The organism is Actinomadura napierensis, from assembly GCF_039529375.1.
GTDB classification, from domain to species: domain Bacteria; phylum Actinomycetota; class Actinomycetes; order Streptosporangiales; family Streptosporangiaceae; genus Spirillospora; species Spirillospora napierensis.
Map to the genome: position 1 here is coordinate 1 of NZ_BAAAMR010000400.1, position 542 is coordinate 542.

At 54.2% G+C, this 542-nt stretch carries 1 protein-coding gene; it reads right to left on the reverse strand.

What is annotated here, in order from left to right:
• Positions 1-48 precede the first annotated feature (48 nt).
• On the reverse strand, positions 49-288 hold the full coding sequence (locus tag ABD296_RS50145) for a ribbon-helix-helix domain-containing protein (RefSeq protein ID WP_003089107.1): 240 nt from the start codon (positions 286-288) through the stop codon (positions 49-51).
• Positions 289-542 lie beyond the last annotated feature (254 nt).

A 542-nucleotide genomic window follows, 5' to 3' on the forward strand; every position in this document is an offset into this window, starting at 1 on the left:
GCGAGATCAGGGCGCTGAACAGGATGTTGGTATCCAACACGACCCGCATCAGCGCTTACGTGCCCAGTCGAGCGCTTCGTCAACCGCGTTGGTCAATTCTGCCTCACTCAGATGGGCGTTAGCGGCCTTGGCCTGCTCAGCGCTCAGCTCCAGGATGTGTGCCCGTACCGCTTCTTCGATGAAGCGCGACAGGTCGCCCTTACGGCCGCCGCCCTGGCTGGCCAGAAACATCCGAAGCGACTGGTCGGTGTCGGCCGAGACGGCGACATTCCAGCGAATGGTATTCATAGCGTTCTCCGCTAATAGGTGTTTGTGTGTTTATACGCCAATCACAAAGGGCGATGCAATGGTTCGACAAAACGAAGGTTTTGCCGAACTCTATCGAGGAATGGCTCGGTTCGTTAAGCTCCCCGCGCTACGGTTCAAATAACTGGTACGCTTAATCAAAGTTCAACTATTACTAACGTAGTCGAGTAAACAGTACTTTTGATGAAGATCGGTTATGCGCGAGTGAGCACTCGGGATCAGAAAGCCGACCTACA